Origin of the sequence: Acetobacterium wieringae, assembly GCF_001766835.1 — a bacterium.
Lineage (GTDB): Bacteria > Bacillota > Clostridia > Eubacteriales > Eubacteriaceae > Acetobacterium > Acetobacterium wieringae.
In genome coordinates this window covers 1-20,917 of record NZ_LKEU01000042.1, presented here as the reverse complement: position 1 = coordinate 20,917, position 20,917 = coordinate 1, and the positions used below count along the sequence as shown (strand labels likewise).

23 protein-coding genes are annotated in these 20,917 nt (G+C 41.4%); 5 read left to right on the top strand and 18 right to left on the bottom strand.

Features of this window, described 5'->3' with window-relative positions; all coding sequences use genetic code 11:
* Positions 1–27 precede the first annotated feature (27 nt).
* The gene (locus tag ACWI_RS15810) at positions 28–1,716 is read right to left on the bottom strand and encodes an ABC-2 transporter permease (protein WP_070372417.1); all 1,689 of its coding nucleotides are present in this window, start codon (positions 1,714–1,716) and stop codon (positions 28–30) included.
* Positions 1,716–2,438, bottom strand: coding sequence for an ABC transporter ATP-binding protein (locus ACWI_RS15805; RefSeq protein ID WP_070372416.1), 723 nt, complete (start codon positions 2,436–2,438; stop codon positions 1,716–1,718). The genes ACWI_RS15810 and ACWI_RS15805 overlap by 1 nt, the downstream gene beginning before the upstream one ends.
* A 218-nt stretch (positions 2,439–2,656) precedes the next feature.
* On the opposite strand from ACWI_RS15805, the gene ACWI_RS15800 reads away from it, so the two are divergent.
* The gene (locus ACWI_RS15800; RefSeq protein WP_084633756.1) at positions 2,657–3,520 is read left to right on the top strand and encodes a 4Fe-4S binding protein; all 864 of its coding nucleotides are present in this window, start codon (positions 2,657–2,659) and stop codon (positions 3,518–3,520) included.
* Between the two features lie 115 nt (positions 3,521–3,635).
* Here the strand turns inward: ACWI_RS15800 and ACWI_RS15795 are convergent, their stop codons facing one another.
* From ACWI_RS15795 to ACWI_RS15715, 16 genes are all read right to left on the bottom strand, one after another.
* Positions 3,636–4,256, bottom strand: coding sequence for an ABC-2 transporter permease (locus ACWI_RS15795; RefSeq protein ID WP_070372415.1), 621 nt, complete (start codon positions 4,254–4,256; stop codon positions 3,636–3,638).
* Entirely contained in the window at positions 4,256–5,113 is an 858-nt protein-coding gene (locus ACWI_RS15790) for an ABC transporter ATP-binding protein (protein ID WP_070372414.1), read from the bottom strand. The genes ACWI_RS15795 and ACWI_RS15790 overlap by 1 nt, the downstream gene beginning before the upstream one ends.
* Before the next feature lies 1 nt (position 5,114).
* On the bottom strand, positions 5,115–5,489 hold the full coding sequence (locus ACWI_RS15785) for a GntR family transcriptional regulator (protein ID WP_070372413.1): 375 nt from the start codon (positions 5,487–5,489) through the stop codon (positions 5,115–5,117).
* 112 nt (positions 5,490–5,601) lie between these two features.
* The gene (locus ACWI_RS15780; RefSeq protein ID WP_070372412.1) at positions 5,602–6,282 is read right to left on the bottom strand and encodes a M48 family metallopeptidase; all 681 of its coding nucleotides are present in this window, start codon (positions 6,280–6,282) and stop codon (positions 5,602–5,604) included.
* 26 nt (positions 6,283–6,308) lie between these two features.
* Complete coding sequence (locus ACWI_RS15775) at positions 6,309–9,821, bottom strand: AAA family ATPase (protein ID WP_070372411.1); 3,513 nt, start codon at positions 9,819–9,821, stop codon at positions 6,309–6,311.
* A complete protein-coding gene (locus tag ACWI_RS15770) occupies positions 9,818–11,038 on the bottom strand; it encodes an exonuclease SbcCD subunit D (protein WP_070372410.1) in 1,221 nt (406 codons plus the stop codon). Before ACWI_RS15770 ends, ACWI_RS15775 begins: the two co-directional genes overlap by 4 nt.
* Positions 11,039–11,181: 143 nt before the next feature.
* Positions 11,182–11,640, bottom strand: coding sequence for a hypothetical protein (locus tag ACWI_RS15765; protein WP_070372409.1), 459 nt, complete (start codon positions 11,638–11,640; stop codon positions 11,182–11,184).
* Between the two features lie 60 nt (positions 11,641–11,700).
* On the bottom strand, positions 11,701–12,135 hold the full coding sequence (locus ACWI_RS15760; protein WP_070372408.1) for a hypothetical protein: 435 nt from the start codon (positions 12,133–12,135) through the stop codon (positions 11,701–11,703).
* A gap of 101 nt (positions 12,136–12,236) precedes the next feature.
* A complete protein-coding gene (locus ACWI_RS15755) occupies positions 12,237–12,773 on the bottom strand; it encodes a hypothetical protein (protein WP_070372407.1) in 537 nt (178 codons plus the stop codon).
* An 18-nt stretch (positions 12,774–12,791) separates the two neighbouring features.
* Positions 12,792–13,388, bottom strand: coding sequence for a DUF3267 domain-containing protein (locus ACWI_RS15750; protein WP_084633755.1), 597 nt, complete (start codon positions 13,386–13,388; stop codon positions 12,792–12,794).
* A gap of 296 nt (positions 13,389–13,684) precedes the next feature.
* Positions 13,685–14,089, bottom strand: a complete 405-nt coding sequence (locus ACWI_RS15740; protein WP_070372404.1) for a hypothetical protein — start codon at positions 14,087–14,089, stop codon at positions 13,685–13,687.
* A 512-nt stretch (positions 14,090–14,601) separates the two neighbouring features.
* Positions 14,602–15,387, bottom strand: coding sequence for a hypothetical protein (locus ACWI_RS15735; RefSeq protein ID WP_070372403.1), 786 nt, complete (start codon positions 15,385–15,387; stop codon positions 14,602–14,604).
* A 257-nt stretch (positions 15,388–15,644) separates the two neighbouring features.
* Entirely contained in the window at positions 15,645–16,196 is a 552-nt protein-coding gene (locus tag ACWI_RS15730; protein ID WP_070372498.1) for an accessory gene regulator B family protein, read from the bottom strand.
* 8 nt (positions 16,197–16,204) lie between these two features.
* The gene (locus tag ACWI_RS18640) at positions 16,205–16,300 is read right to left on the bottom strand and encodes a cyclic lactone autoinducer peptide (RefSeq protein ID WP_341465164.1); all 96 of its coding nucleotides are present in this window, start codon (positions 16,298–16,300) and stop codon (positions 16,205–16,207) included.
* Positions 16,301–16,536: 236 nt separating this feature from the next.
* Positions 16,537–16,932, bottom strand: coding sequence for an ATP-binding protein (locus ACWI_RS15720; protein ID WP_070372401.1), 396 nt, complete (start codon positions 16,930–16,932; stop codon positions 16,537–16,539).
* A 7-nt stretch (positions 16,933–16,939) separates the two neighbouring features.
* On the bottom strand, positions 16,940–17,134 hold the full coding sequence (locus ACWI_RS15715; RefSeq protein ID WP_070372400.1) for an ATP-binding protein: 195 nt from the start codon (positions 17,132–17,134) through the stop codon (positions 16,940–16,942).
* A gap of 137 nt (positions 17,135–17,271) precedes the next feature.
* On the opposite strand from ACWI_RS15715, the gene ACWI_RS15710 reads away from it, so the two are divergent.
* The 4 genes from ACWI_RS15710 to ACWI_RS15695 form a co-directional block, all read left to right on the top strand.
* Positions 17,272–18,516, top strand: a complete 1,245-nt coding sequence (locus tag ACWI_RS15710) for a site-specific integrase (protein WP_070372399.1) — start codon at positions 17,272–17,274, stop codon at positions 18,514–18,516.
* Positions 18,513–19,487 (top strand): tyrosine-type recombinase/integrase, encoded by a 975-nt coding sequence (locus ACWI_RS15705; RefSeq protein WP_070372398.1) that lies wholly within the window; start codon positions 18,513–18,515, stop codon positions 19,485–19,487. Before ACWI_RS15710 ends, ACWI_RS15705 begins: the two co-directional genes overlap by 4 nt.
* Entirely contained in the window at positions 19,474–20,496 is a 1,023-nt protein-coding gene (locus tag ACWI_RS15700) for a site-specific integrase (protein ID WP_070372397.1), read from the top strand. Before ACWI_RS15705 ends, ACWI_RS15700 begins: the two co-directional genes overlap by 14 nt.
* Before the next feature lie 89 nt (positions 20,497–20,585).
* The coding region (locus ACWI_RS15695) for an ATP-binding protein (RefSeq protein WP_175440965.1) at positions 20,586–20,917 on the top strand (332 nt) is incomplete at its 3' end.

The window sequence follows — 20,917 nt, the reverse complement described above, 5'->3', positions numbered from 1 at the left end:
TATGCCCCTTAACCATTAACCTGGGCTTTAATTACCTTCAAAATTCAAAAATTCCGCTTCCAGGCGACGGCTGATCACCTGGTAAAAAACCACACTGAGAATTGCGCTGATCAGGGCAAATACTCCGTAACCCAAAATTGGATTGACAAAATATCCCAGCAAACCACTGATCCCAATTAACAGCCCGGTATAGGCCATCCCCACAAAAAGCGTGATCACCACATTCATATTGTTTTTAATGGCCTTTTGGGGGTTATCCCAATTGAGCAGCGGTCGGTTCATATCGAGGAATAATCCAAACAACAAAATCGGCAGTGACCCCAGTATCCCCAGAACGATGGTTATCACAAGGGTGGACAAGGGTAAGGGGAAAATGAATTGCACCGCAATGATGGTAAAGACGATCCCCAGGCTTTGAATAAACATCGCCACCCCGGTTCGCCCCACAATCTGATCTCTGGCAGTCACCGGAATCATCCGGGTCAGCCAGGAGGCTTTTCCTTCTCGGGAAAAGGTCGAGGCGGTAGTGGCTGAGGTACCTCCAAAAAAGATAAAAAAGGCAATCAGTAAAAAGTTGATCAAAATCGGCATGGCTCTGAAAAATTCCTGCATCCCCTGTAAATCTTCCGGGGGAATTTCAATAAATGAAACACTGAGGAGAATGCAAAGCGGCGCAATAATCACCACGCTGACATTATTAAAAAAGTATACCGGGGTCCGCAACAATAGCCGCAAATCCATGGTAAATATTGCCATCGCTCCGTGACTCTTTTTCCCCAGCACTTTGCTGCGCTGGGCCCCGCTTAATGGTTTACCCTTTTTGATTATTTTGCCGCTGACAATGCTCTTAAGATAAACCCGATTGCCGACTGTAACCATCAGAGCACAGGATAACAGCGTGATTCCCAGCAGTGTTGCAACCCAGCCCAACGACATCAGGGTGATTTTATTAAGCGCCCAGGCCATTAAAAAACTAGTCGGCATCAGGTAGCCGATGCTGTTCAATAAGCCTTCATTATTGGTCAGAATCGTATTCATCAACAGCTGAAAATCCGCCTCATCACCGCTTCCCAATTGGCTGGTAAACCAGATCTGAACCGTGAAAATGACGGCAATCCCGATAAAGACAAAAACAATCTGCAGCATATCCTTGCGTCCTTTGAGGGAAGCCGATTGCATAATCAGCATGATCACGGCGGTCATTAATGAGAGCGGCAGCACCGGGACAGTTAAAAAAACCAAAAACGACAGCAGCCCATAAAGCAGCCCCATGCCCTGACCGACACCATAAATAATCAAAATCGGAATCAAAATAAAGGCCGCAAAAATATATTCAAACACCAGAATGCTTAAGAATTTTGCAATGATCAGTTTTCGTTGACTGATTGGCAGCGGGATCAGTTCTTCAATGTTATCAGAGAAATAGAATTCTGAAAGAATGTACATGACCCCAAAAACAATGATCAGCACCGTTGCCATAATATAACCAATGCTTAAAAAAACCGAGGTCTGATTAATCAGTGTCAGTCCAAAATAGGTGGCCGACATGAGTGAAACATACATAAAAAAGGCCGGGATCAACGCTACTGGCACAATAATCAGGGTAAATAACTGTTTGTAAAATTCTTTTTTATTAAACTTCTGATTGTAGAAGAACAACGAAAATCCCAATGATTCGTTGATAAATAATTTGGTTAACGAGATAATTTCTTTCATTATTCGGTCAACTCCAAAAAAATATTCTCAAGTGACTCCTGACTCCCGGCTTTTTCACGAATTTCAGCCATGGTGCCCACCTCAATGAGCTTGCCCTTCTTAATAATGGCAATCCGGTCACAAATTTTTTCGGCCACATCCAATACATGGGTGGAAAAGAAAACCGATCGGCCCCGGTCGCAATGTTCCCGCATGATTTTTTTTAGCTCAAAGGATGCCTTGGGATCCAAACCGACCATTGGTTCGTCCAGAATAAAAACCTGCGGATCATGAATCAGTGCTCCCACCAGGGCCAGCTTCTGCTTCATCCCATGGGAAAAGGATCCAATCGGATCATTGACGGCATTTTTGATTTCAAAAATGTCCAGATATCGTTCAATCCGTTCCTGTCGGTCAGAAGCGGGCACCTGATAAACGTCGGCCATGAATTTTAGATACTCAATGCCCTTAATCTTTTCAAACAGCTCCGGATTGTCCGGTACATAGCTGAACTGTTTTTTTGCTCCCAAAATGTCCGTCTGATTATCGATGCCGTTGATCCTTATCTTCCCGCTGTTGGGTGCCAGCAAACTGACAATCATTTTGATGGTAGTGGTTTTTCCCGCTCCATTGGGCCCGACAAATCCGAAAATTTCTCCAGGATGTACTTCAAAGCTGACATCATCGACAGCTTTTTCGTTTTTATTGCCATAGGTTTTTGAGATATGTTCAAGTATCAGCATAGTCGCTCCTTTTTTCTTGGTGATTCTGTTTATTTTAACACAACTCTAGCCGTTTGCGACGATAAAATTTAATATTGTTTTTAGAAATAAGGCATACAATAGAGACAATACATATCAGCATTCAAAACGGATAACTGGTCGGCGGCGAAAAGTTTTTTTTATTTGCGACCACTTATTTTTTTGAATTGCCTCACACCTTTAGGAAAGCAGGTAATTGCGTGATCACAAAAAACGAAATTGCAGAATTGAAAGCCCAGGGGATCTTAGCCCAGCAACAGGAAGGATATTTTTCGATTCGGGTTTTAAGCCGGGCCGGAAATTTGACCTCAGCTGAATTAAAGACCCTGGCCGAAATTGCCGAAACATACGGCCGGGGCTATCTGGGCGAAACCACTCGCTTAGCCATTGAAATTCCCTGGATCTCTTATGAAAACCTGGATGCCGTTAAATCAGCCCTCACCGCTGGTGGACTGGTTTTCGGCGGCACCGGAAAAAAGATCCGGCCCCTGGTAGCCTGTAAGGGCACGGTTTGTCAGCATGGCCTTTATGACACCCAGAAACTGTGCGGCATCTGCCATGACCAATTTTTTGGCCGGGATCTTCATGCCAAAACAAAAATCACCTTTGTGGGCTGCCCCAACAATTGTGCCAAGGCCAACACCAACGATATTGGCCTGGTGGGACAGGCCTACATCCAGTTTGATTGGGATGCCTGCCTAAACTGCGGTAAATGCACCAAAGTCTGTCGAACCCAGTCGCTGACAATGCTCAATCAAAAACTACTTTGGAATGAACGCCAGTGCGTTAATTGTGGAAAATGCGCCCAGGCCTGCACCACTGGTGCCATCACCGAGGAGGTTCGCGGCATTGCCGTCTATCTGGGTGGCCGAATGGGTCGGGGGTACCGGTTTGGTGACCGTTTAACCGACCTTTATGCAGCCGAAGAGATTCCCAATCTGATTGATAAAATTCTGGAAACCTATCTGGAGCTCGGTAAAGACGGGGAACGGATTTGTGGCGTACTCGACCGCATCGGGATCAGTGCCTTCGAAGATGCCTTGCAGGAACGGCTGGAAGACTAATTACCGAACGTTTACAATGATACCGAACATCCAAAAGGGCTGATTTCTCAGCCCCCTTTTTGTATTCAATACGCACATTAAATTCGTTAAGTGGTATCGTTTAAAATGGTTCTTTCTAAAACTCTTTTTTTGTATAAATCTTAAGTGAGATCAGATAAGAAAGGATCACACCAGCGACAGAAAGGCCGATTAACAAGAATAAATAAATCCACGGATTTCCGGTGGTTGGCATGGGGACATTGAACTGTTCCAACAATAGAATCAAGGCCGTAGGCAGCAGCGCACAAAGGAACAGCATCAGTCGGGCTTTTTCAGTCCCAAACTTATATATCAGGGGAATAATCACCGAACCAAAGATTAAGGCCACCAGATAGATTACCCCAACAATAGCCAGGATTTCCAGATCAAAGCTTTTGCCCATGATAATGCTGCCAACAAATCCAACAGTCAGTGACAAAACCGCCCCCAGGGTGTTTAAGATGACCATCACCAGATATTTACTGAGCACCATTTCGGCTCGGGTCACCGGCATGGTTAACGCATAAGCGTCCCACTTGGCCAGATCATCATAGCTGATCGTGGTCACCACCATCATGGCAAACATCAATATAATCATCCCAAAGATAAAACCATTGCCTTGTGGCAAGAAAACAACGGCGAAAAAGACCATCATCACGCTCAGCATTTTAAATGTGCTTTTTAAATTAAGCAGATCTTTTAAGATCAATCCTTTCATTATTTTTGCCCCCTTACATAAAATAACATAATTTCTTCAATGGTTACCCCATCCACAACCGCCTCCGGATATTTTTTACGGATAGCCGCCTTATCTGTCACCAGCACCTCAAAACTGAACTGATTCTTGCGATAACGGATAAACTCACTGCCCTCGAGTTTGCGGAAGTCTTCTTCGCCGCATTTCAAAATCCCCATTTGGGAAAGCAGGGTCTCTTTTTCTTCGTCAAGCAGAATTTCGCCCTGGTGAATAAAGACAATATAGTCCGCAATCTTATCAAGATCACTGGTAATATGTGACGATATCAAAATGGCATGTTTTTCATCCTGGATAAATTCCATAAAAACATCAAGAATTTCCTCCCGGACAATCGGATCCAGTCCGCTGGTGGCTTCGTCCAGAATCAGCAACTCCGCTTCGTGGGACAACGCCACGGCAATCTGCAGCTTCATTTTCATCCCCCGGGAAAATTCTTTGATGATTTTATTATCTGGCAGCTTGAATTCTTTCAGATAGTGCTGAAACATTTGCTGATTCCAGTTTTTATAAATACTCTTCATCATTTTTGAAATATCACCGGTCTTTAAATTATCGTGAAAGTTGCACCCGTCCATCACAACCCCGACAGACTCTTTGATTTTTTTCTCATCGGTTAAGCTATCCATGCCCAGTAGCTCGATGGTTCCCTCATCGCGACTAACCAGATTCAGGATCGCTTTAATGGTCGTGGTTTTACCAGCGCCATTCTCACCGATAAAGCCGACAATACTGCCTCTGGGCACTTTAAAACTGACATCTTTGAGTTGAAAATCCTGATAGTTTTTGTTTAAATTTTTAATTTCAATGGCATTCGTCATGTTATTCTCCCTTATACAATAGTTCCAATAATTCACTGAGTTCGGCCCAGGAAATATCGCTGCTTCTGGCAATATCCACCGCTTTCTGCAAAAACTCCTCGGCCAGCCGCAGTTGCTCTTCCCGGATAAATGATAAATTCTGGTTGGCCACAAAACTGCCTTTACCGGTGACAGTTTCAATAAAGCCATCCCGCTCCAGATCCGAGTAGGCCCGCTTGGTGGTAATCACACTGATGCGCAGCTCCTTGGCCAGAAAGCGCATACTTGGCAAAGCTTCCCCTGAACTCAGTTCCCCGCTGATAATCATCTTCTTGATTTGCTGGGCAATCTGTTCATAAATCGGTTTGTCACTGGAATTGCTAATGACAATATTCAACTTACCACCTCATTTCGCTTGTCTTAGTGTATATATACTATATATACACTATAAGCTCTTTTTCCTTACCTGTCAAGTTTTTAATCAAAAAAAATAAGCGAGATGATCTCGCTTATTCCCAGCACTGAACGCTTAGTTTTTTCTGGAGGAGTTTCAGCTTTTCCCGTTCCGATTTGTAATTGGGGAGTACCTGCTCAACGATTCGCCAGAAGTTGGGGGAATGATTCATTTCAATCAGATGGGCCAGCTCGTGAACGACCACATAGCGAATGGTGGCCTCTTCGGCCATCACCAGATACCAGGAAAAATTGAGATTACCGGCGCTGGAGCAGGAACCCCAACGAGTGCGGGCACCGTTTATTTTGACAGCCTTGGGCTTTAGTCCCATATGTTTGGCCAGATCTTTTACCATATCGCTGAGCACTTTTTTGGCCAGAGAGCGGTAGATATCGACCTGACTGGCTTTTAATTCCTCGGTGGACATCTGGGCATAGGCGTAAAAACGCTGGCCATCAAAGCCGAAAGCTGGTTTTTCGATTGGCTCCAGAGGAAATTCGTGGCCCAGGAATAGGAGCTTGGCCCCAAACCGCAATGCAAAATTTTCCCGCTCTGCCACCTGTTGGGCCACCGCCCCGTGGTGGGTGTCAATCCAATGTTGGTGCTGGGCTACAAAATCCGCTACGACCTTTTGCGGGATTCCATTGGGAACCCGCACCTCAATTTCAGCGTTCTTAGTGATATAGAGTCCCATCGTTTTTCGTTTTGAATACTTGATTGTATAATCCCTTGTCATTGTTGTCCTTTTATATTTTAATCCATTTATTTTTCAATTCGTACCTTGCTGCCGCCAACACCGGCTTCACCGGGGGTAATCAGCAGTTTAACCGGCATCCGGTTCTTGATCGATTCCACATGGCTGATGATCCCCACCTTCAGGCGATCGTTATGCAGCATTTCGATGGAATTCATCACCACCTCCAGGGCATCTTCATGGAGCGAACCAAAACCCTCATCGAGAAAGAAAAATTCCAGCGGGGCCCGTCCTTTTAACTGGATTTCGGCGGACAGCGCCAGCGCCAATGCTAATGAGGCCAGAAAGGTTTCCCCACCGGACAGGGTTGAGGCGTCCCGGGCCGCGCCGCCATTTTTGTAGTCCCGGATAATGAATTTCCCCTCATCGTCAGCTTCCAGTCCGTAATTACCGTTGCTGATCTCAGTGAGCCGTTTGGATGCCGCAATGGAGATGTACTTAAGTCGGGAAACGGCCACAAATTCGACAAATCGCTTGCCCGAAAACAATTTCTCCAGATCAGCTATCAGGCCCAGCCGGTGATCCACCTGTTCCTTTTGCTCTAAATAGCTCGCCAATTCAGCCAGTCGCTTTTCCAGCTCATCAACACTGGCTTTTAAGCGGATATCCAGAACTTTCTGTGTTTCGATATCTGCTTCCAGGCGCTGATGAACCGAGCAAATCTCAGCATAGGCGACATCGGTCATTTCCCGGCCATTAATTTTCTGGTTCAGATCTTCCAGCCTGCCCGCTAATTTGGTGTGACTCTGACGATAACCCTCTATTTCCATTTCCAGATTTTTAATGGTTTGATCCGGGATACAGGCGTTTAAAGCGGCGATCAAATCAAGAAAGCCATGCGCCATCAGTTGTTTTTTTAACCCTGCCGCGGTGATATCGTATTGGCTTTCCAGCGTTGTCAGATTTGCTTTTTGAATGGTTACCATTTCCTGTGTTTTCTCGTAGGCTTCCCGCGCCGCATCCAGCTTTGTTCTGGCCGTATTCCAGGCGTTTTCGATCCATTTTATATTACCTTGAAACTTATTTTTCAGTTCATCCAGCTCAGGCAATGGGTAGTCTTTTCCCAGTTTTTCCTCAATGGCACTTTTCTTTTCCTTAAACTGCTGAGCCTTTTGGCCGATCAGCAGCAAAAATTCCTGAACCTGTCGGTTGACCCCATGAATGACTTCACTCTGTTTTTCCAGCTGTTGCTGTTGGTCATTAACGGCCGTTTCCAGTTTTTCAAGATGATCCATCAATTCGCTGCGACGCTGATCGAGCTTTTTTATGGTTTCATTGGCGGCGTAAAAATCATAAGCTTTATTAACCTTGAGCTGCTTTCTTAATTCCGCCCCTTCTGTCTCCAGCTCTGCACAAGCTGTTTCTTTTTTGCTTTTAAGCACTTCCAATTCCCGGGTCTGAAGCAGTAGCGCTTCCCGACTTGCGTTTTTTTCTTTAAGATCCCCTTCCAGCTTCAGTAACTGGTTTTTGGCCTCCTGATTTCGGGCTTCCAGCTTTTTTAAACGTTCTTCCCAAACTTCCAGTTCCTGACTCCGCTTCGTATTGGCAGCCACCAGCAATTCCGGCTGTCCTTCGGGTATCGCTTCACCAAGACTGGCAATTTCAGTTTTTAGCTGCTTCTGATTTTCTACCAAGGTGGTGAAACTGCCGGTTAGCTGGGCAATTTCAGCAGTCAGTTCGCTTAATTCCTGCTCCTGTTGCTGGTGGGCTTTTTTTATCACCGCCTTGCGAATGGCGTCATCCGATTCATCCCGATCCTCGGCGAAAGGATGTTTTGTTGCGCCGCAAACCGGGCAGGGTTTTCCATCCTTTAACAATTCTCTTAGTTTAAGGCCGAAATTCTTGTTTTCCAGCTGGATCAGTTCTTCTTCCACTGCTGCCATCTTTTCTTTTAACAGCTTTTCCGCCGCCTTTTTTGTCCCAATGGTCTGAATCAGGGCATCGATCTGACTTTCCAACGCAATCATACTTGCATTTGCCTGTTGTTGTTTAAGAAAAAGATTCTGGCAGTGAAGCGCCGCTTCCTTTTCCTTTCCGATACTATCCCAGCTCGCTGGCCGGGCCTTTTCGAGAGCAATAAGCTCCTGCTCAACAACTGCTTGCTCGGCTTCTTTTACCTGCTTCTGCGCTTCCAGGTTCTTCTCGCTTTCAAGCAATGTATTGATCTCAGTCTGGTTTTTATTAAGGCGTATTTGATCGTCCGCTATTTCATTTTTTAATCGGATTATTTCTTCGGTAACGGCCATCCCCCGGGTGATTTTTTGGCGATAGTCCGGTTCGATCCGACATTGTTTTTCTTCCCGTCGCTGGGCAATCAGTTGTTTTTTTTCTTTTTCCAGTTCTTCCTGCAACCTGGTCTTGTCATTTTCCAGGTTGATTTTTTGATGATTCGCCTCATCCATTTTTTTATTCATCTCACGAATTTCTTTATCCAGGGCCAGCTGAGCTTGTTTCCAGCCAATGGCATCATCCACCTTTTCCAGCTTGCTCTGAAATTTGAAGAGGTTTTCGGTTTTATAGTTATCGGTTTGATTAAAGCTTTTTTCACATGTCTCTTTTTCATCAAACAATTGGGACAGCTTTTCTTCGCTGTCAGCCAGGCTGCGCCGACCCCTTTCAACCTGGGTTTTTAGCGTTTCAAAGGCTTCCAGAAAGGGACGCACCTCTAATGCCTTTTTTCCCAGCCGCAGTTGCTGTTCCTTGCTTTTTATTTCAGCACTTCTCGCTTCCAGGTCCGTAAGTGCTGCTTTGGTATCTTTTTGCTCTGCCAGCAAGGCCATTAATTTTTTTGCTTCTAACAACTGGATATCGAGCGTATTAAACTTTTCCCGGTTTGTTTGAAGCTGGCGCTGATTTTCTTCATAACTGTGCTTTTTTTCGGCCAGCGCTTCCGGAGTAACACCCTCATAGGTATTCATGCTGCCGAGGATTTGGTTTTGCTTTTCCACTTCCCTGATCCGCTCGGACTTGAGCCGATTGGCAAGATCATCCCCATATTTGGACAAATTAAACAGCCGCTCCAGCATATCCCGGCGGGGCTTGCCCTCCAGCTTCAGAAAATCGCTGAATTTACCCTGGGGCAGCACCACGGTTCGGGTAAAATCGGTCAGACCCAGGCCAATGATTTCCTCGCAGGCATTGGTCACCTCGGTGGTTTTATCCGCCAACACCAGCGGCCCTTGCGGTCTTAATTCCAATAACTGGCATTTTCCCTGATTGATGCCTTCGTTTTTATTGCGCTTAAACTCCCGACTGACCTGATAGGTTTTTTCCTCCGCACCGTCGATGACAAACTCATAGACGACACTGGCCTTGTCGTCGTTGACATTGATGTAATTGGAGCTGTTGCGGGACAGCTTGCCATAAAGCGCCAGGGTAATGCCATCGAGAATCGTCGATTTACCGCTACCGGTAGGGCCAAAAATGCCAAAAATACCCGCCTCGGTCAGGGTTTCAAAATCAATTTGCTGTTCGTCCTGAAAACTGTTAATGCCTTTAATTTTTAGCCTTATCGGTCTCATTGTTTATCCTCCTCAACAACCAGCGACAGCAGCAGTTCCAGCACCTCATCATCGGCTTCGGTGCCCCGTTCCCGGCGGTAAAATTCTTTAAAGACATCGCCAAAGGATTTCTCTGTCAAGGCTTCCAGGCTAGCCTCAGTTTCTAAAGTGGTCAGCCGGGGGATTACTTCCAGAATATCATTCTTATGGGCCTTCATTTTTTTGATTTCATCTTCCCGGATATAATGATCCGTCTCAATTTCCAGATAAACCCAGCAGGATCGATCCGCATTGGCCGCGCATCGGGCGATGGCATCATCGACATTGTCACATTTCCAGACTTCGATGGGCTTGTATACTTTCAGATCTATTTCACTGATTTCATTTTTGACTGTAACGCCATTGCTAACAACAATTTCAGCGATTATGCATTTTTTCCCGTAGGCAATTTCCCGGCGGTTAAAATGAATCGGTGACCCGGCATAGCGGCCCCGGCCATTGGTACCGGGAATTACCTGTGGTTTATGAATGTGTCCCAATGCGATATAATGGGCTTTTTCGGGAAAGCACTGGCCATCGACAATATAGGTGCCGCCCAGCTGAATGGTTCGCTCTGAACCGGCTTCCTCGCTGCCCATGGCAAAGATGTGAGTGGTCACCAGATTGATGGTATCGTCTCTGAAATGGCACTCCAGTTGCGAAAAATAGCTGTGAATCCGATCACTGTAGGACTTTTGATTTTCGTCTTCGGCGGTGGTCAGATCATATAAAACCTCATTGAGCCGTTTTTCACTGGGATAGGGCAAGAGCAGAATCACGGCCCGCTCGCTGTTGATCTCCAGTTCCACATAACCTTCTCCCGCTTCCACCACCTGATGCTGGCCGTAAGCCCCGGTGGGGATGATCGTTTTGGGTACTCCGGCCATCAGAATACCATGATCCCGGGCCAACGGTCCCGGCGCTTCAAGCCGCTGGGGATTGTCGTGATTGCCAGCAATCACCAGAATCAGCCGTTTGCCACCGTCGGACAATTGCTTTAGGGTCTCATAAAACAATTCTTCGGCCCGGGCTGGTGGATTATAGCTGTCATAAACATCCCCGGCGATGATCAGCAGATCTATTTTTTCGTCCTTGACGATTTTAACAAAGTCCGCCAGAAAGCAGGCCTGCTCATCCATCCGGCTATGACCTTCAATATTTTTGCCTAAATGCCAATCGGCGGTATGTAATATTCTCATTTGGGTGTCCTCACTCGTATCCGTTTTGTTTATTATCCCACAGCCGCTTTTTTTTGTATAGACTAAAAAAAGCTCCGACAAATGCCGGAGCGAGAGGTTATTGTGTGCTTCTATCACCATTGTTCTGCTAAAGCGTATAATCATTAATCAAAGTTTGTCATTGCACTCTCTTTTGAAGCAAATAAGCCTCTTGTCAAATAAAATCCAGCCAGGGTCGGGATGAGATAGAAAGCTGGCGCATTTGTAATCAAAGCCGAGTTGAAATTCATATATGAAAAAAGAATAGCTGCCGGTGTGTAAGGCATATAATATAAAAAGCCAACAATAAATGCAATAATCAGAAACGGTCCGTTTATTTTAATTTTAAGTGTTGCTGGTTTTCTGGTCAATAATTCTAACAACATTCCAAACATCATGCTAATCAGAGGCAGCGTAATAGCCATAAAGAAAAAAACATCACTGAAAAAAAATGGCAAGGTTGAATTAAAGTTTGAATCGATCGGACTATTCTTTACTACAAATTTCACCTTTTCAATAATACCTATATAGATTATCATTGATGGTATAACCAGATACGGATAAATCTTTTCTAAAATTCGCAAAACAAGGGCTTCCTTTCTATAAAAACGCTTCACTATTTTTCAGCTATCCATCATTATAATTTATTGGTCGGTGCTTGCAGCCAGCCTACCTGAAAACAAACTCTCAAACATAAAGAATCCAGATAAAATCGGAATCAGGCATATTAATTGGGTCATAAATTTTTCACTATAAATAATCGCTGGCATTGGCACAAGGATACCTAGATGTATCATAAAATATATCGCTGCACCTATAAGCGCAATCACAACATAGAATAGATCAACTTTAAGTCGCAGCTTTCCACTCTTACTCATAAAATGCAGCAGAAAGCCAAGCATAAACCATTTTAAAAAACCAATCAGCATCATCCCCCAATAGCGACTTGAATAAAAACCATAACTCAGCGATTCCATCGTATTAAAGCTGTTCTGGATGGATATGACCCAAGTATCCATCAGTATAAAAAATAGCAGATACCCGATCATTAAAGCAACGTTTATCATTTTTTCCTTCATATCATCATTCTCCTTGTCTGAACAACACCGTCTGCTACTGCCGCAACCAGGGCTGGGCAGACTTTTCTCCCCTTTTATAATTCTGTCTGGTGCAGTTCTTATTACTCAATCAGCAATTTTAATTTGTGATAATTAAAATCATTCAGGCCCAGTTTAAGCACTTCTTTGTTTTTCATATGGACAACTAGAGAATATATATCCAACGTTTTTTTCTTCGTCTCGTACCGGTCAATATCCTTGATATCAATAACCCTTGAAAAATTGTAGATTAAATAATTGTTACAGATATAAGCCGTATTGTGGAAGATCGATAGATACCAGATTACGGGAATAAAACCGTAGATAATTAAATGATGCGGCTTATCAAAATCCGCATTTGTAAGACTTAATAGGCCAATGATGTACAACAGCTTTCCCAACAGAATTTGAAAATAGCCGGAATAATTGCCAATACTTAGCTTACCCTCATAGGGATATTTAAAGATAATTCTAAATCTTCGATTGATATAGGTGAATATGACGGCAAAGCCAATCAAAATTATGGTGTCAATAGGATTATCAACCTGAAACAATAAGTAAACCGATAATCCCAGGATTATGATTAGTAGTCCCAAATCCAGATAATATTGTTTTTTCATTTTCAAGTACCTCCGCGATTAAAATTTCCAGTATGAGCGTGTCTCTTTATTTCGAATTTTTGCATTCGCCGGAATTTTGGTCAAAATCCCATAAAATGACAGGACATCCATACTCGATAAAACCATATTCATTATAACAATTTTTGACAAAAGAGGATTATTTATAGTTGAGATCATTAAAAATAGAACGGGTATAACCGTTAAAATAATGACCGGAAATATCAGCAGTAATAACAGCCTTTCCTTTTTTATATCGCCAAAAAATGATCGATAAATCGACCCTTTATAACCACCAATAAATTCTGTAAACAAAATCCGATCCGGATAAAGTATTACATGCAGCATTTCGTGAATTGGGATCAAAACTACGAACAAAAAAACGTCTCGCCAACTGTTTGTCATATTCAAATGATAATCCGCTCCCAGCCGGATCTTTAACATCAGCCCAATAATAAACATGGAAATGAGAATAACTGGAATTGACATCAAACAACGTTTTAAAAAGCTTGGCTCATCGATGGCATGATAACCCTCATTCTCAGGATCAAAGTCGTTGTTTTCCGGAATTTTTTCAAATAGAAATCTCATGATACTATGCCTTCTTTCTTTCGTCATCTTTCTTTTTTCTTCCCATCAACACTAGCTTTCGAAACACTTTAGACAAATAAAATAGAATTAGCCAGATTACACCTACGTTTCCTACGAATTGCACTGGATTAATTCTCAGACCACCAGCAGGAATTTCGGATATATGGCTACGAAAGATGATAAAAACATCAGGAAATCCGAAATAAAAAACGTTTTTTAAATTTCCCGCTCTTTGTTCACCAGTCAAAGATTATTTCTCTTGCCGCCAGAATGTTTTTAAGTATAACTGATCAAACATTCATCACAAGATATGATATTAATCTCTATTTCTTGATAAAATGAATATTTTCTGAAATTAATCCTTTAGATAGATAGTAACCGACTAGTACAGGACAAATATATAATATAATCGGTGAAGTAATTAATAAATATGGCACTTCAATCGAATAATTTGCATAAAAAGCTAACATTGAGATGTATCGTGAATAATAAATCAAGACCAAAATTAAGGCAATTATTAAATAATGAAATTTTAATTTGAAAGTCATTTTTGAATCTCGTAGATTTAACATATACAGAAATGTACCAAATAATGCACCTTCAATTGGTCTAATAATTACTTCATAAAATAAAGATTGGTCTACAGACTTCCCATTACCAATAACTATGACATAAATAAAAAGGATGATTATAATCAGATATGGTTTTAATATTTCAAAATATTTCACTACAGACTCCTCATTTTAAAAATACTACTTAATCTCCTCAGATTATGTACTTAGTTTATTATAGCAAGCAGAACTGATTCATGCAATGTACGTAAAAATTGAATATTGCGGATGTAAAAACCAACCTGCCCGTCGCCTGGCTTCAATAAAACTGGAGTTTAGTTTTTTATGATTCCGATTTGTTTAAATCAAAACTAAACATTATAATTACTCAAACAAAAAGCATTCTGCGCAGCTAAGGGCACAGAGTCACCTGGCAGTGCACACAACAATCCTGATAGATCAGAATGTCTTCTTGTATAATCAAAGAAAACAATGGTGGATTAGAACTATAGGTACTAACGCGGATTGATTGGAACTAACTTACGATATTGTTGTGGTATCTCCCCAAAAATTCATATAAATACTGTCGTGTTACATTAATTACTCCTATATGAGAGTAATTAATGTAACACGACAGTATACTATGTTAAGAAAAAAGCTCAGTAAAGAAATATTGGATATTAAGCTACCTAATTGAGTTCGCCAGGTGCATAGTTATCATTAAGGTCTACTGGACACTTTACAAGCCAAGATCTATTTCTAGATGAATTGTAAAGAGTTCCATATAAAATTCCTCGATTTGTCGGTGTTGATTCATTTTTATCAACCCAAACGGATTTATTAGCAACTATTTCCGCATAACTACAAGACCTAGGAGAATTAGTTATAAGCTTATCGTCATAGCCTTCATTATACGTGAAATTCCCATTATTCAGTAATTGATGCCCTTTAGATAAATATCCAACATAAGCATTTGTAAACCAAGTGTTACTGTCAGAAACTTTATAAGATACAGAAACTTTTGTAATTTTTTCTTGTGTTGTACTATACTGTCCTGCAGTTATATTTTGTCTTTGAAAATAAACAGTTACATAAGCAGTCATACTATAAGTAGAGTCGTACCTCTCAGCATTAGATATCACAACATTATCAGTTGTACTTAATAATGTTGCTAATGTTGGGATTTCTGCCTGTATATCTTGTTTGTATTCAGTTGTAGTTTCTTCAATACCCATAACTGACAAAAGTTGATTTTGATTTGAAGAAATAACCTCCGGTTCCGAAATTACAGATGGTTCAACATAGACGGTTTTCCCTGTATATTCCTCTGTTAAAACAATATTGCCAGTTTTCAAATTTGCTATTTCGTCAATTCGTTCTGAAGAATTATCCATTGCGTGTACCGAAGACATGCTCAACAAAAACGCAAATAATACTAAACCAATTATTAAATTTCTAAATTTACATTTTTCCATTTTATTTGTTTTCCTCTCTCTTTAAAAGAACAAATACCATCCAAACCGAATAATCTTTCTAAAAACGACTTTATTTTAACCTCCTCAAAATAATCTATTTCTGAATTCGTATTATTAGCAGTAAAACTTAAGCTCTTATTTTTATTAACTTATTAAATACATCAATGATTCATGATCATTAAAAACTCAATTTCCACCAACCAATCTTCCTACGTATGTTTTCAATTTTACTTTTTGTGTTAAATACTTCTTTGTAATTAACTCGTCACTCTTCCCAACACAAGCACAATCCCAACTATAACAATTCCCATCATTATACAAACTGAAATCACTAATTGACCAATATAACAAAATAGCAAAACCAGAAACACAAACACAACCAAAGTGAAACGTGTTCTTTTTTTATACACAGCTTTTTCGACTTGACCTAACGGTTTATTTGCAGCCTCCACTGGCGCAAGGAAAAAGATGATTGTTCCCACAAATAGTGTCAGAGCTATACAAATAATCCCCGTCCAGGGGATAATCTTAATACCCATCAAAGTGGCTGTAATCATTGCGACTGAATACAAATAGCATCTTAGCTGTGTTTTTGCATGGTAACCACCGGCGTTGAAACGAAGTGGCACAAATGTTAAAAGAAAGATAATACTTTCCCACACCATGTTTAACACAATTCCGATTCCAATAATCGTAGCAACATTGAGGATCATCAACAGTCCTTGCTGTAAACCATAGGTATATAAATTTCTGTTCTCTGCTATGATGATTTCATTGCTAATAAGGATATCTGTGATTCTCTCCGTCATTGCACTTTTCACTTGAACTTTTTGAGTTTTTCTGCACCCTCCGGGAGTTTTGGCTGGTGCATAAAAAACCAGCAGGCCGTATTGACGTTTAACGTTGTTACCATCAACGCCATAGCTGCAATCACCCGACCAACGCCATAGCTGCAATCACCCGACAGCACTTTAATAATAGATTTTTCAAAGCAACCTCCTCTTTTTATCTTTCATGTCCTAAATCTACCATATATTTTCACTTGTGCCAGATTATGTTAAAATTAATATATTTTTTTGTAGTGAACTAAGTTTTTTTATTCAAATAAAAAACGTGCAAGCTTATTAAAAGCATGCTCGCAGCAATCATCTAAACAAATAACAGCAGGGAAACCGAGAAGATATTACTCCGCTGGTTAATATCCATCGACCCATCGTATTTTTGTAAAACACTTTTCACATTTTCCAGGCCTAAACCATGTTGGCTTGGCTCTTTATTTGTTGTCAGATAACGATTCCCGACTTTTACACGTTCACCCTGATAGGGATTTTCCACCAGAATAATTAAACGCCCTTTATCATAGTTTATTTTGGTTTTTATCTGTCTTTCTTTTTCCAACTCAGCAACGGCCTCAATAGCGTTATCCAGTAAGTTTCCTAAAATTATCGCCAAATCAAATGATGATATGTCCATTTTTTCGGGAATACTCAAATCAAGTGCGATTTTTATATTTTGTTGTTCTGCTGCCTGGATTTTTAAATTCAAAATACTGTCAATTCAGGATATTGGGTTTATTCAGTGTTTTAAGTTTGCGATGAATGCGCCCGGAAACAATATTTTCCTGAATCATTGAAATCAGTTCATGAGCACTGAGAAAATAAGCGGTATAGCCACTTTTGATCGCACAAACCGCCAACCCTACGGCCAGATGGGTTTTACCCTTATGTAAAGATTCACATAATGGCAATTATGTAAAGTCATGCGTTATGTAAAGTTGAGGGCAGAAATCACTAAAAATCAGAGTTTTTTTGTCTTGAACTTTACATAACCCTATAGAATGTATTTAGAGCAGAGCTCAAATATTTCTATAGGAGGATGTAAACAATGGAAGGATTATTAACCCTTGAAGAATTGATTGATACAGTTCTTCAAAAAATGCGTGAAATGGACTACGCAAAACAAACAATTCTCAACTATCAGCGTTTTTACCGCCGATTTCTAAATTTTGCGAATGAGCGAAACGAAGTCTATTTCACCGAGAATCTTGGAAGCTCGTTTTTGTTGGAAAACTATGGTTGTACACATGATACTATCCACGAGAATTCACCAACAAAAAAGATCTGTGTACAGGTACGCTATATTCGCGTATTGGGGGATTATCAAATCCATGGGATTATTCTTCGCAGGAAGCTTGGTCCGACTGCGGCATCCGTTTGCCCGAAACAGTTTCAGACTGCCTTCAATGGTTACCTTGAAGAATGCAAAAGCAGAAATCTGTCCGAACAGGGAAACTATAGCAGAATGAATCGCATCAGACATTTTATTTTTTATCTGAATGAGCATGGGATTGATGACTGCAATCGTATCGATGCAACAATACTTGCAGAATATATCAGAACATTCATCAATTATTCAAGTAAGTCAGTGACTTCAACTATGGTAGCGATTCGTTGTTTTCTTCAATATCTTTACCTGAATGAACTGACTTCTCAGAATATGGCGGATTCCCTTCCAAAAATCAAAAACTACTATGCGCCAGCGATGCCAAAAACATGGAAAACTGAGGAGGTGACAAAAGTTCTTTCATGCATAGACCGTGGAAACCCTACCGGAAAGCGGGATTATGCGATTCTTTTAATGGTAGCAAGATATGGTCTTCGATGTTCAGATATTAAAAATCTTAAGCTCGAAAATCTGCAATGGCATGACAGTACAATCCAGATAATTCAGCACAAAACAGGCAATCCCGTATCGTTTCCCCTTCTTCGTGATGTTGGATGGGCTTTGATTGATTATTTAAAAACTGGCCGCCCGAGAACAAAATCCGAGTATGTATTCGTCAGGCATGTTGCTCCTTTTGAAGCATTTACTCCGAATTCAGCGTTAAGCAGGATTCTTGTAAAATATATCAGGGAAGCCGGTATTCCGGTTACAAGAGAAACACCATTGGGAATGCATTCTTTGAGACATACACTGGCGAGTACTCTCCTTGAGGAAAATATACCACTTCCTGTTATATCAGAAATTCTGGGCCATTCCAATCTCAAATCTACGGAAATTTATCTGCATATCGATTATGCCCGCTTGAGAGAATGTGCGCTCAATCCCGAGGAGGTGTTTGATAGATGAATAAACCGTTAACGCTTGAGAAGGTTGTATCACACTACATTGAAGAAAAACGTAGCCTCGGATTTAAGTATGACAAAAATGAGCAAGTATTAAACCGATTTATTCGCCTTGCAGAACAGGAGGGATATACAAAACCGCAACTGGATGAAGCACTTGTGAAAATCTGGATTTCCAAAACAGTTTATGAGACAGAAAAGAACCGCCAATATCGCATTGGTGTTATACGGGGTCTGGCAGATTATATGATTCGACTTGGTTATCAGGCCTATGTTTATTCGGTGGAATCACGAATATTTCTAAACGACACCTACGAGCCACATATTTTTACCAATGATGAACTGGCAGAACTTTTCCAATCGGCAGCTAAAATGAGTGATACAGAGAAGTATCCATTTCGAAGCAGGCAGTATACACTGATCTTGAAGATGCTATACAGCACCGGCATGCGAAGTAGCGAACTTATGCAGTTGAAAAAGAATGATGTTGATCTTGATACCGGTATCCTCCATATCCGTGAAACGAAGTTTAAAAAGGAACGTTTCATCCCCCTTAATGAAACAATATTACAACAAAGTCAAAATTATGACAGATATATTCGTAGTTATGGACAATGGCAACAATCAGAGCATTTCTTTTTCAATAGTCAAGGCACATCTTTAAAAGATATCTATCATCCATATCGGTTGATTCTCAAAACTGCTGGCATATCCCATGGTGGGCGTGGAAAAGGACCGAGAGTTCACGATCTTCGTCACACTTTTGCAGTACATTGCCTGAGAAACTGGGTTCGAAGCGGAAAAGATTTGACTACGGCCCTTCCTTACCTGTCCGCATACATGGGGCATTCCGGTATTCGAAGTAGCCAGTATTACCTACGTCTGACAGCAGAATTGTATCCGGATATTGTAAATACTTTGGATGTTGACTATGGTTGGGTCATACCTGAGGTGGATATTGATGAAGACAACTGATTTTGCCAGATATCTGACCTCATTCCTTGGATCGTATCTGCCGACTCTGAGAAATGTCAGTTCAAACACCGTCAGTTCCTATAGCGATACGTTTCGTTTGTTTTTACAGTATTACCAAAGCACCGCCGGCAACCGGATTGAGCGTCTGTCTATGAAACAATTCAATACTGAACTGATTTCAGGTTTTCTTGACTGGCTGGAAAAAGAGAGAAATTGCTCTGTTTCTACACGAAATCAGCGACTTGCCTGTATTCATGCGTTTGTGCGATATGTTGAAACGGAGCTTCCTGAAAATCTCTTTGAACTCCAGAAGATCATGGCAATACCATCAAAAAAATGCACTCACGAAAACATGACTTATCTTTCCGTTGAAGCGATGTCTGTACTTTTGAATGAACCGGATATTTCAACAAAACATGGTCGCAGAGACCTAATGCTTCTCACACTGCTTTATGATAGCGGTGCCCGTGTTCAGGAACTAATCAATCTTTCTGTAAAGGACGTTCGAACATCAGCCCCGGCCACCATTACCCTTTTGGGAAAGGGTAGAAAAATACGAAGTATACCTTTAATGAGTCGGACAAACAAGATGCTGGTTCAATATTTAAAGGAGCAGCAGTTTTGGGAAATACCCCAAAAACTAGATTCGCCGTTATTTTTTAATAGCAGGAATGAACGACTGACGCGAGCAGGTATTACATATATTATACAGAAGTATGTAGATGCAGCCAAGAACAATACCGAGATCATTTTTCCCGAGAAGGTTACTCCCCATGTATTTCGACATACCAAAGCCATGCACTTGTTGCAGTCAAATATAAATTTAATTTATATACGCGATTTCTTAGGACATGTAAGTATTACAACCACGGAAATTTATGCAAAAGCCGATTCGGAAACAAAACGTAAAGCTCTTGAAGCTGCTTATGTAAACGCAGAAGCTCCAATGCAACCGGACTGGAACGATGATAAAAATCTGATGGTATGGCTAAAAAACATTTGCAAATGAGTAATTATTATGTAAAGTTAAAGGCGGAAAAAAGAGATGCTATCAATGATTTTCGCTTTCGACTTTACATAACATAAAACTTCGCATAATTGCCATTATGTAAAGATTCACATAATGGCAAAACCTACCTCAGCAATGCTCTGGGCAATGCCGCCTGCCGGAAATTCAAATCGGTCCGCTACATCCGGATGCCGGAACTGCTGGATGAGCTGAGTGTTGCCAAGGGTTGTGGCACCTTGAGAAAGACCATCAAAACCTATCAGAAGGTTGAACTGCTGATTCTCGACGAATGGCTGATCCGCACCCTGGAACCACAGGAAGCCTATGATCTGCTTGAGATTGTCGAAACCCGCTGTAAGGAAGGTTCCATTATCTTCTGCACACAATACGAGATGGAAGGCTGGTATGAACGCATCAATCC

Excerpts from the sequence above, each read along its gene's own strand:
- ACWI_RS15810 (WP_070372417.1), bottom strand. The coding sequence starts at position 1,716 with ATGAAAGAAATTATCTCGTTAACCAAATTATTTATCAACGAATCATTG.
- ACWI_RS15805 (WP_070372416.1), bottom strand. The coding sequence starts at position 2,438 with ATGCTGATACTTGAACATATCTCAAAAACCTATGGCAATAAAAACGAA.
- ACWI_RS15795 (WP_070372415.1), bottom strand. The coding sequence starts at position 4,256 with ATGAAAGGATTGATCTTAAAAGATCTGCTTAATTTAAAAAGCACATTT.
- ACWI_RS15790 (WP_070372414.1), bottom strand. The coding sequence starts at position 5,113 with ATGACGAATGCCATTGAAATTAAAAATTTAAACAAAAACTATCAGGAT.
- ACWI_RS15780 (WP_070372412.1), bottom strand. The coding sequence starts at position 6,282 with ATGACAAGGGATTATACAATCAAGTATTCAAAACGAAAAACGATGGGA.
- ACWI_RS15775 (WP_070372411.1), bottom strand. The coding sequence starts at position 9,821 with ATGAGACCGATAAGGCTAAAAATTAAAGGCATTAACAGTTTTCAGGAC.
- ACWI_RS15770 (WP_070372410.1), bottom strand. The coding sequence starts at position 11,038 with ATGAGAATATTACATACCGCCGATTGGCATTTAGGCAAAAATATTGAA.
- ACWI_RS15760 (WP_070372408.1), bottom strand. The coding sequence starts at position 12,135 with ATGAAGGAAAAAATGATAAACGTTGCTTTAATGATCGGGTATCTGCTA.
- ACWI_RS15755 (WP_070372407.1), bottom strand. The coding sequence starts at position 12,773 with ATGAAAAAACAATATTATCTGGATTTGGGACTACTAATCATAATCCTG.
- ACWI_RS15750 (WP_084633755.1), bottom strand. The coding sequence starts at position 13,388 with ATGACGAAAGAAAGAAGGCATAGTATCATGAGATTTCTATTTGAAAAA.
- ACWI_RS15735 (WP_070372403.1), bottom strand. The coding sequence starts at position 15,387 with ATGGAAAAATGTAAATTTAGAAATTTAATAATTGGTTTAGTATTATTT.
- ACWI_RS15730 (WP_070372498.1), bottom strand. The coding sequence starts at position 16,196 with ATGACGGAGAGAATCACAGATATCCTTATTAGCAATGAAATCATCATA.
- ACWI_RS18640 (WP_341465164.1), bottom strand. The coding sequence starts at position 16,300 with ATGGTAACAACGTTAAACGTCAATACGGCCTGCTGGTTTTTTATGCAC.
- ACWI_RS15710 (WP_070372399.1), top strand. The coding sequence starts at position 17,272 with ATGGAAGGATTATTAACCCTTGAAGAATTGATTGATACAGTTCTTCAA.
- ACWI_RS15705 (WP_070372398.1), top strand. The coding sequence starts at position 18,513 with ATGAATAAACCGTTAACGCTTGAGAAGGTTGTATCACACTACATTGAA.
- ACWI_RS15700 (WP_070372397.1), top strand. The coding sequence starts at position 19,474 with ATGAAGACAACTGATTTTGCCAGATATCTGACCTCATTCCTTGGATCG.